Genomic DNA, 12,113 nt, shown 5'->3' on the forward strand with positions numbered 1-12,113 from the left:
TTTAGGCCTTGCTTATTCATTTTTTAAGGAAAATAGATATGGCAAAAGCATTTAATCGTTCATCTCGAGTAGGACATGAACTACAAAAAGAAATTGCAATTATCTTACAACGAGAAATTAAAGATCCTCGTCTTGGTATGGTAACGGTTTCAGGTGTTGATATCTCTCGTGATCTTGCCTATGCTAAAGTGTTTGTCACTTTTTTAAATGACGACGATCCTCAAGTGATTGAACAAGGTTTAGCGGTACTTAATGACGCTAAAGGTTATATTCGCACTTTAATTGGCAAAGCGATGCGTTTACGAATCATTCCCGAAATCAAATTCCTTTACGACGAATCGCTAGTTAAGGGGATGCAAATGTCGAGTTTGGTAGCAGATGTTATCAAACAGGATAATGAACGTCATAAAGATTAATATTAAAAATAGCCCTGATTTTGTCAAAAATTTCAGGTAACTATATATTTGTGTATAAAATAAATGATAAATATAAAAAAAACTCGCCGTGATCTTCACGGCGTTTTATTACTAGACAAACCACAAGGCATGACATCTAATGATGCATTGCAAAAAGTAAAATGGTTATTTAACGCTAAAAAAGCGGGGCACACAGGTGCGCTTGATCCATTAGCGACAGGCATGTTACCTATTTGTTTTGGCGAGGCAACCAAGTTCTCGCAGTATTTATTGGATTCAGATAAACGCTACCGTGTGATTGCCAAACTTGGTGAACGAACCGATACATCTGATGCTGATGGTCAAATTATTTGTACTAAACCAGTCAAAGTGACTGAATCACAAATTAACCAAGCATTAACGCATTTTCGTGGCGATATTTTACAAGTACCAACCATGTTTTCAGCACTAAAATATCAAGGAAAACCACTTTACGAATATGCTCGCCAAGGCATTGTCATTGAACGTGAAGCAAGACCTATTACCGTTTACGAAAATCGATTTATTGATTTTAACGCCAATAATCGAGAATTAACGTTAGAAATACACTGCTCTAAAGGAACTTACATTCGAACGATCATTGATGATTTAGGTGAATTACTTGGTTGTGGGGCACATGTTATTTATTTAAGGCGTTTACAAGTATCCAATTACCCGATTGAAAACATGGTCACCTTAGAGCAGCTACAAAATATCGAACTTAAAGATGATTTACTAATGCCGATAGACAGCCCATTGCAAGAACGCCCAAAAATCATCCTTAGTAATGCGCAAGGTAAAGACATATTATTAGGACGAAGCATCGAACTTGAAAGCTCTGCGCAAGTTGAAACCTTAGTGCGAATTTATCAAGGTAAGCAATTTATCGGTGCAGGAATACAGCTGTATCACAAATTATCGCCAAAGCGTTTAATATCAACATTCATCAACTAGTTTTGCTTAGTTTAAAGCTAACCACAAAAAAACAAGTTCTTCAAGCTAGTGGTTTTTAATGACTTGGTTAGATATGAAACGGTATAAAATCCTGAATCTTTTTTACAAGATAATAAGCAATACCAATGTAAAAAATGGGCAAATAGTACCGCAGAAGTTGTGATTGTAAACTAGATTCAGAAAATCTCTGCTTAAACTATAATTTTAATATAAAGACGATTTGGTACTGTGTTATTCTTACCAAAGCGAATGTACTACTTTTTGCTGTACTATTTTAGAGGATAGTTACAGGTTTAGTACATTAACAGAAAATATTATTAAAAAAGGCTTTAAGGATAAAAAATAGAAAATATTTGGCATTATTATATTGTGTAACTGTAGTTCCTTTTCTGTTTTTTTGTAGTGTAATCATAATTGAATTAACCATATCAATAATACTATTTATTATGTATAAAGTAGATTTTATATATGATGTTAATGATATATATAGCTTGTAAAGCAGCTTGTTTTGGTATTCCTACAGGGATAGCATTTTGGTATTTAGAGTGTCGTCGCTATGGAATTAAAATATTCGGGTAAATAATATTACCCCAGCTTTAATGCTGGGATTTTATCTTGTCAAAAATTTTGTATCTTTGTTATTTAAAGATAGTAGTTAATATTTTCACTAAATCAGATAATTAATTTTTTAATTACTAATTTTTGCTTAGCACCGCTTTTTAGCCATTATTATTTTCATACGCGATGGCTAACAAATCCTGTTTACTGTATTGCTTATTGTGCCATATCTCCTTCTATTCAAAACATAAAAAACACATTAACTCACTATTTTTTCTTACAAAAAATCGGTCAGAAAAGGTATTGATTTTATTTGTGTTTTTTGTGTAATCTAGGGTGTTTTTTTTAGAGTAATTATTATATTTCTTGTATGTAATAAAAGCGTTATTTTCTATATTTATTACGCCCATTTCTCAAATTATCGTAAATAACGTAAGTGACTTTTACCGTTAAAGCTTAATAAATGATAAAAATAATTACTGAAATAATATAAAAAATAATTATTTAATAACATTAATCTGTGTTTTTTATAGACATTAAATTTAATCCAGTTTAGTATTTGATCTGATTTTGATTAAATATTAGGCTTAAATTAAACTAAGAAACATTTTGATGAAAAAGTATCTATTAGGTTTAACATTAATTATCTTTCCCGTTTCAAATTTGTTGGCAGAACCACAAACACAAACACTTAGTGACCAGCAATTAATCCACCAACAAGAACGTCAAAAAGCACTTGAAGAAACATTAACTCCAACCTCTCCCGATATTCGTTTATTACCTGCAACAACCTCAACTTCAGAGATAGATTTCCCTATTGAGTCATTGTGTTTCAATATTCATCGTGTTGAATTAGTAGGTAGAGACCAGTTGCCCTGGTATATTCCTTTAAAAAAGTTTGTCCAACAAGGGGAAGGGCATTGTTTGGGCGGTCAAGGTATCAATTTATTGATGAGTAAATTACAAGACCGTTTAGTGAGTTATGGTTTTATTACGACCCGAGTGGTTGCGCCAGAGCAAGATTTAGGTGATGGGACATTAAAGTTATTGCTTGTTGAAGGAAAAGTCAGACACATTAACTATAGTGATGATAGTGATAAATATGCGCAACTTTATAGTGCTATACCGGTTAGAGAAGGGAAAACACTCAATTTACGCGATATTGAGCAAGGGCTTGAAAATTTACAACGTTTGCCGACGGTAAGTGCTCAGATGCATCTGGTCCCTGGAGACAAACCAGGAGAAAGTGATATTGTTATTAGTCGCAAGCAAAGTAAGATGTGGCGCATTGGTTTATCGGTGGATGATTCAGGCACAAAGACGACAGGTCGGGACCAAGGTGGTGCGACAATTTATTTGGATAACTTATTATCATTGAGTGATTCTTTTTATGCGTCGGGAGGTCATGATTTAAATGGTAAAGGGAAATATGGCTCACGCAATTATCTATTATCGTATTCTGTGCCATGGGGCTATTGGTTGTTTAATGCTTCGTTATCGGGGAATAAATATCATCAAACGGTAGCTGGACAAAATTATGATTATAAATACAGTGGTCGAAGTCGCAATGAAAATATACAACTTAGTCGGGTGATTCACCGCAATGAGTCACAAAAAACGACATTAAGTTATGGTATTAGCTTACGTCAATCACATAACTACATTGATGACACCGAAATAGAAATCCAGCAACGAAAAACGACACACTGGCAATTAGGTTTACAACATCGGCATTATATTAATGATATGACATTTGATGCAGGGCTCACCTATCAAAAAGGGGTTCGTTGGTTCAATGCTAAAAAAGCGCCAGAGGAGCATAATCCGGAAGATAATGGCAGTGCGTTATCGAACATTTTTTTAGTTAATTTTTCAGCCAACGTTCCTTTTCGTTTAGGCGAACAACAATTACGTTATCGTTTTGATTATCAAGGTCAATATACTCGGGGGGAGCATTTAACCTCGCCGGACCAGTTTTCGATAGGTGGTCGCTGGAGTGTTCGTGGTTTTGATGGAGAATTAACGTTAAAAGCGGACCGAGGGTGGTATGTGCGTAATGAGCTTGCTTGGCAAGCCCCTTTTAATCATGAGCCTTACTTAGGGATAGATACGGGTGAAGTTTCTGGGGCGAAGAGTGAATATTTATTAGGTAGACACTTAACGGGAGGAGTTATGGGTGTTAGGGGCAATAATTATGGTTTTTACTATGATTTATTTGCGGGGACACCGATACGCAAACCCAAAGGATTTAAAACTAACCCATTAGTGTTAGGATTCAGTGTTAACTGGAATTACTAAATTAGCTTTTAGCGTATTGTATATTGAGAATTTACCAATTAAAAGTAGCATAAAAAACAATAACAGAATAAATAAGGACCAAGGAATAAATTATGAATAAGCGTTTATACCGAGTGATTTTTAACAAAAAACGTGGCATGCAGATGGTTGTTGCGGATATTGCTAAAACACCGATAGGCAGTGAACAAACTTCATCTGCAAGGGAGCAAGCTTCCCTTAAATCGCTTTTTGTTAAATTAAAACCGATAACCTTTTTTATGTCTATTTCGTTAGGCTTTGTTAGTATTAGCTCTCCAGTTTATGGTAGTCACATCGTACCAGACGGTCAAGCCAACAAAAAACAACAACCCTTGGTCACATCAGCAGCTAATGGCACTACGCAGGTAAATATACAAACGCCGAATAAGAAAGGGGTATCACATAATAAATACCAACAATTTGATGTTTCCAAGCAAGGGGTTATTTTAAATAACAGCAGTAAGATTAGCAAAACGCAAATTGGGGGGTATGTTCAGGGGAATGAATTATTAAATAGCACGGGATCGGCAAAAATCATATTAAACGAAGTCAATTCACGCAACCCGAGTCAATTAAATGGAGTGGTTGAAGTTGCGGGTCAAAAAGCGCAGGTTGTTATCGCCAATCCATCGGGGATCACCTGTAATGGTTGTGGATTTATTAATGCCAGCCGTGGCACGCTAACGACAGGAAAACCGATAATAGAGAATGGTGATTTAACGGGGTATCAGGTTGAGCAAGGACATATTGCGGTCACAGGAAAAGGGCTTGACAGTTCAACACAAAGTTATACGGATTTAATAGCTCGTACGGTATCGATTAACTCATCGGTTTGGGCGAATGAGTTAACCGTGGTGACGGGGCGTAATAAAGTCAGTCGAGACACCCAAAAAATCACGCCGTTGGATGAGCAAGCAGGTGACAAACCTGAAGTATCGATAGATGTTTCGGCATTGGGTGGCATGTACGCAGGTAAAATCAACCTAGTGGGAACCGAAAAAGGGGTTGGTGTGCATAATGCGGGTGAATTAGGTGCGAGTGCAGGAAGCATTACCGTGACAGCGGATGGTAAAATCGTCAATAAGGGTGCTTTGCAGGCTCAACAAGATATACGATTGAGTAGTCAAAATGACATCAGTAACAGCAAACAAATTTACAGTAAAAAAGCGATCCAATTAAAGAGTAAAAAATCAATTGTTAATGAAGGTTCATTAGTTGCAAAAAATGATATTATTCTTAACGCATCGGATATAAATAGTACAAAAAATAGTACGCTTGCAGCGGGGATTGATGAACAAGGAAAGTTAACACAAAAAAGCAATATTACCGCAGATGCGAATAACATATCCCTCAACGGTAAAAATTTAGCGGGTCAAGATATTAACGTTAATGCACAAAAGAATATCAATTTATCAAACAGCCAAAATATTGCTCAGTCGGTTACATTAACTGCTGAAAATATCGATATTAATACAGCAACAATTCATAGTGAAAAAGACATCAAATTACAGGCAAATAATGCTATTGATAGCCGTCATTTACAGGCTAAAACAAATGCAAATTATTTAGCTAATGCAAAGATAATTGACAATCAACAATCTATTCTTGTGGCTAAGGAAGGTATTGCGTTTAATGCCAATAGCATAAACAATGCTCAATCGAAATTAAATGCGGGTAGTAAAATTAATTTTAACGCTGAGAACTTAATTGATAATCACAATACGACACTTTTAGCTAATGGGGCGATTAATTTACAAAGCCAGCATATTGTTAATAATGAATCACTATTAGTCAGCAATAATGATATCAACATTATGAGCTCACATATTGATGCACAAAAGGCAAAGTTTAAAGCAAAAGGTAATATAAAACTTAATGCATCTGATTATATTGATGCCACTAATGGATTAATGGTGAGTGAACAACAATCAACCATTGAAGCCAACGTAGTTAAATTAAATGAAGCAACCTTAAGCGCCAAGGATGATATGGCGGTCACTGCAACTTCACAATTAGATAATAACAATGCAAAATGGATTAGTGAAGGTAATATTCGTGCTAATGCGCAAACGATTAATAATCAAAATTCGTTAATATCAAGTTATAAAAATATTTATTTTAAAGCACCTCATTTAAATAACCTTAACAGTAAATTACTCAGTTATGGAACAATTGGCTTAGTGTCAAACAAGGTCAATAACCAAAATACGCAAATCAACGCAAGGGCCGATATACATATTCAGGCTGACGATATTGACAACCAAAATGCACAAATCATTAGCCAGCAATCGATAAATATTGAAGGTAAAGATATTGATAATCGTCATTTAGCCATGCAATCGGGTAAAACGTTATCAATAATAGCTATTGATAAGTTGAACAATGCTGATGCGACGCTAATTTCAGGTAATAAACTAAAACTAGAATCACAGTTAATTGATAATCAACGCTCAAAAATCAAATCCCAGAATAACCTAACAATGCAAGGTAAAGTCATTGACAACCAACATAGCACCATGATTGCGGCAGGCGATGTTGATTTTAGTGCGGATGAGCAATTAGATAATCAACAAGCTGACATTCGAACGCAAAGTAAAATCATAATGGCGTCTAAGCAAATTAATAATCAAAATAATTTATTAGTTGGGGGTAATGAAGTTACGCTCAATGCTGACGAACTTAATAGTCAGTCATCTATATTAAAAGCTGGTGATAGTATTCATATAAAAACCAAAAAACTCAATAGCACATCGGCCAAATGGGTCAGTCAAAATGCTATCACGGTTAATAGTGACGAAATAAATAACCAAGACGCTTTATGGTTAGCAGATAAACACATTTCTATTCATGCCAATAATCTCGACAATCGTAATGCGGCCTTACAGGCGAAACAAAGCATGCAAATGGATATTATGGCTAATTTAGCCAACCAACAAGCAACGCTTATCTCGGGGCAAGATGGCCTTATTATTCATGCAGACTCTTTAAATAATGAAGATTCTGAATTAAGCAGTAAAGGGGGATTGGCAATTACAGCCAATGATGTCAATAATCATCAAGCACAATTGGTAACAGAAAGTGATTTAACAATCGAAGCTAATAATATTAATAATCAGTCCGTAGATATCCAAGCTAAAGGTAATGTCAATATAGATGGACAAACCATTGATAACCAACAAGCAACATTATTGAGCATGGGAAATATTCGGTTACATGCAAAAAACAATTTAGCCAATAATCGTGCCAAGCTTACGGCGATGCAACAAATTCAATTGCAGTCTCATGGTGCTATTGATAATCAAAATTCAACAGAGGTAGCCAATAATGGCATTTTGATTGAAGCTGATTCGATTAATAATAGTCAATCTAAACTTGAAACGGCAAGCTTATTAAAAATTAATACAAATGCGATTAGTAATCAACGTGCTAAATTTAATGCAGGGAGCATTGAGTTAAAAACCCAATCACTTGAAAATCAAGAAGCTGATATCATTGCTAAAACATTATTACATATTCAAGCGGATAAAATAACCAATAGTCAAGCACGTTTATTAGCTAATGATATTACTATTAACGCAAACCAACTCAGTGGTGATGGTGAACTACTTGCTGAAAACAATATTGAGCTCAATTTAACGCATGCGTTTGATAACAAAAACAGCTTACTAGCTAATAAAGGGATTTTAATCAATGCCAGTCACATTACCAATGACGGCAAAATCTCATCGGGTCAGGCCATTACGCTTAAGAGTGATGAAATAAAAAACACAGAAAGAGGCATTATTGAATCCGAGGAAATCAACACCAATAGCCGTTTATTGGAAAATAAAGGCCTTATTGATGGTGGAGACGTAAACTTGAACGTTTCACAGCGTTTTGACAATCTAGAAGGTGCTCGTTTATATGGTGATTGGATTTATATCAAAGCCAATGAAGTTAACAACCGTGCAACTTCATTAACTAGTACTATCGCTCCAACCATTGCAGCAAGGGAAGCACTTTTATTTGATGTCAACACGTTAAATAACAGCAATCACGCCTTAATACTCAGTTTAGGGGATATGTACATTGAAGGGCAAACATTAAACAACCACTCAGCACGGATTGAATCAGCTGACGATATGGCATTAAAAGTTAATCAAATTAACAACATTAATGACCATATTGAAACTGAAGAGGTCTTAGTAGATAGCCAACATATTATTGAATATTCTCCAAGCGGTGATGAAAGACGATTTAAACCTGATGAAGTCAGCATCCGCACTAGCCCTAAAAAACGGCATAGATACCCTGTTTTGCATTCAAATAATGGTGCTTTTAGTTCCACTTATAAGTATTACAAATATGATTACACAAGAAATACTTATGAAACTAAAATCAAAAGTACGGCACCGGCTGAAATCATCTCTGGCAAAGACCTACTTATCCAATCCGACCATTTAGAGAATGACAACAGTAAAATTATTGCCGGTAATGCCTTAGATATTATGACCGGCACGCTCAATAATCACTCATTAAAAGGCCAGAGAACGGTTTCTGATGTGGGTAATCAAATTTATCATTATCGAAATAAAGAACATAATAGTAAAGGCCAAGCTGTATACACCAAAAAAGCAAAATGGGGAGACTATAAAGACCAATCCGTTACCACCATTGATCTTGAGCACGCCAAAATCCAATCAAATAGTCATGTGGATAAAACCAACGTTAACTTGCAACAACGGGAAGAGAATGCAGTTAGCGTGGGTCAAATTCTTAATCCAATTGTAACCGAAGTCAAAACGGAAAAACAGCTAGACAATTCACTAGAAGATATCATCATTTCAACCGAACATCCGTTGGATGATTTGCCGAGCTCCAACCCTATCATTGACCCCAATCCAGATGGGGCAATTATTGACGAAGATCAAAATACAGATTCAATCGCCTTTGTTGAGCCTAATTTAACCTTACCGCAAAATAGCTTATCAATCATTAACAAAGACCCGAAGAGCAATTATCTTGTCGAAACTGACAGCCGTTTTATCAATCGGAAAAAATGGTTAAGTTCCGATTACATGCTTGATCAATTACGGGCTGATCCGAATCACATCCAAAAACGGTTAGGGGATGGTTATTACGAGCAGCAGTTAATTCGAGAGCAAATAACTGCCTTAACGGGTCATCGTTATATTGGTGATTACACCAGTGACCTTGAGCAATATAAAGCACTAATGAATGCGGGGGTAGCATTTGCTAAGCAGTACGGATTATCGATAGGAGCCTCGCTATCAGCGGAACAAATGAAAGCCTTAACCAGCGATATAGTTTGGCTAGAAAGCAAAACCGTCATGGTTGATGGAAAACCGGTATCGGTATTGGTGCCACAAGTATACCTAGTTAATCGCCCACAATTAACGACGGATGGGGCATTATTATCAGGAAAAAGTGTCACGGTAATAGCGAAGCATGATATTGAATCTTCGGGGACGGTATTAGGTAAAAAACGGGTCGCTTTATTAGGGGATAACATCAATAACCAAGGGTTGATTAATGCAGAAGGCATCGTTATTCAAGCAAAAGACAGCATTAACAGCAGTGGTACATTAAGTGCGGATAAGCTGGCGTATTTACAGGCCAATAACGACATCAACTTAAACAGCACCACCTCCACCACCGAAACGCATTACGGTGCGAGCAAAAGTAAAAATACCGTGATTGACCAGATTTCAAGTATCAACGTTAAGGATGGAGATATCGTTTTAAAAGCGGGGCATGACATCAATTTGGGGGCAGCCTTAGTGGTTAATGGTGGTGAAGATGGTGTGACTAACATGATAGCGGGTCACGATATTAATTTATCGACGTTAACGACGGAAAGCTATCAAGATGCGATATGGAGTAAAAATCACACCCGGAAAGTGGATATAGAAAATGTCGTAGGCAGTGAACTTTTAACCAATGGCGACCTAAACTTAATTGCAGGGCATGATATTTTGGCGAAATCGGCGGAGCTATCGAGCGATAAGCGCATAAATCTATTAGCCGAGCATGACATTGATATTGGCAGTGAGCAAGAACGCTTACAATTAACCGAGCATCACAAAACCAAAACGAAAGGATTGCTCAATAAGGGTTCAATTACCGAAGATATAGAGGTTGATAATATCACGCAAAAAGGCAGTGGTATTTATGGCGATAGTGTCACTATTGATGCCGGTAACAACTTAACGGTCACGGGCAGTGAAGTGATAGGTACGCACAATGTGAGTCTTGGTGCAGGTAAAGATATCACCATTGATGCGGCGGAAGAGTCTTACTATCACATGCAAAAAACGGTCACCAAAAAATCGGGGTTAATGGGCAGTGGTGGAATTGGTTTTACGGTAGGTAAAGAAAAAGAAAATCTCAAACAGACCGATACGGAACAAGCCTTTGTCGGCAGTGTGGTAGGCAGCACAAATGGCAATGTCACCCTCCAAGCGGGCAAAGACCTAAATATCAAAGGCAGTGATGTGATAGCCCAGCGTGATATTAGAATGCAAGGCGAAAACGTCAATATCGAAGCATTAGATGCCAAAACGACGTATAAAGAAGAGTACAGTTACGAAAAGTCAGGCTTAACGGTAGCGTTAACGGGCACGGCTGCGGATATGTATGAAGCGGCAAAAGCAGTCGAGCGAGCCAAGAAAAAGGGCAATGACAAACTATTAGCACTCCAATCGATTAAATCGGCGTTAACGGCGATAGAAGCGCTTGAAGATTCACAACTGAAAAACCAACAAGGACAAAGTCAAGCCTCAATAGGGGTGAGTGCGATGGTGGGCACGCAACGCACAGAGCGAGAAGTGAACCAAGAGCAGCATTCGGTAATAAGTAGTGGCGTTTCGGCGGGACGAAATATAGACATTATAGCGACAGGGGATGCGAATAAACAAGGAGGCGATATAACGCTAAAAGGGAGTGAAGTAAAAGCGGGGAATGATATTAATCTAACGGCTAATCGAGATTTAAATGTGATAGGAGCAGTCAACACTCAGCATAGTGATAGTGATGAAAAGAGCTATGGCGGAGGGGTAGGTATCCAGCTGCAATTTGGCGGGGATGAAAGTGGCTTACGTTTTAAAGGCAATGCCAACTTTAGTCGAGAGCGAGAAAATGCCAACGGCAGTGCTTGGACAGAAAGTGTCATTGACGCCAACAACAAACTGACAATCAAGACAGGCAATGATGTCAATATCATTGGCGGTCAAGTTAAGGGTGAGAGCGTCAAAATGGACGTGGGTCATAACTTAAACATCCAATCATTGCAAGACACCGATGATTACGATTACGAAAAAATCAGCGCATCGGTGAGTGGAAGCGGAGGCTTTGGTGGTTTTAGTGCCAACGGCTCATTATCGAGCACGAATATTGACAGCAAATGGGCAAGTGTGACGGACCAATCGGGCATATTTGCCGGCAGTGGCGGTTATGATATCACAGTGGGCAACCACACCGACCTAAAAGGGGCGGTAATAGCCTCAGAAGCGAAAGATACTAGCAAAAACAAACTTGACACGGGCACAATCAGTTTTAGTGATATCGAAAACAAAGCGAGCTTTGATGTTAGCCAAGTCTCGGTGAGTGGCGGCACTGGCGGAGCGGGCGCCCCGACGGCGTATCAAAACAGTGGAAAAGAGTCCAGCATAACCCATTCAGCGGTAGAAAACGGACAACTCATCATCCGCAACAAAGACGACCAAAAACAAGATATCAACGAACTAAGCCGAGATACCGAGCATGCAAATAACTCACTCAAACCGATATTTAACAAACAAAAAGAGCTAGACAAATTAGAATCGGTAGAGCTAGTTAAAGACATCGCTCAAC

General features: G+C 37.6%; 4 protein-coding genes. All 4 read left to right on the forward strand.

Annotated elements, in window-relative coordinates; genetic code table 11:
• Window positions 1–38: 38 nt before the first annotated feature.
• Window positions 39–416 carry a 30S ribosome-binding factor RbfA gene (rbfA, locus tag GQ596_RS04345; protein WP_160400455.1) on the forward strand — a complete coding sequence of 126 codons (378 nt, stop codon included), beginning with the start codon at window positions 39–41 and terminating at the stop codon, window positions 414–416.
• A 63-nt stretch (window positions 417–479) separates the two neighbouring features.
• Complete coding sequence (truB, locus tag GQ596_RS04350; RefSeq protein WP_160400456.1) at window positions 480–1,388, forward strand: tRNA pseudouridine(55) synthase TruB; 909 nt, start codon at window positions 480–482, stop codon at window positions 1,386–1,388.
• Window positions 1,389–2,558: 1,170 nt separating this feature from the next.
• Window positions 2,559–4,244 carry a ShlB/FhaC/HecB family hemolysin secretion/activation protein gene (locus tag GQ596_RS04355; RefSeq protein WP_160400457.1) on the forward strand — a complete coding sequence of 562 codons (1,686 nt, stop codon included), beginning with the start codon at window positions 2,559–2,561 and terminating at the stop codon, window positions 4,242–4,244.
• A gap of 92 nt (window positions 4,245–4,336) precedes the next feature.
• Window positions 4,337–12,113, forward strand: a 7,777-nt coding sequence (locus tag GQ596_RS04360) for a hemagglutinin repeat-containing protein (protein ID WP_160400458.1), incomplete at its 3' end; no start/stop codon positions are given.

It is taken from the genome of Gilliamella sp. Pra-s60, assembly GCF_009795755.1.
Taxonomy (GTDB): Bacteria; Pseudomonadota; Gammaproteobacteria; order Enterobacterales; family Orbaceae; genus Gilliamella.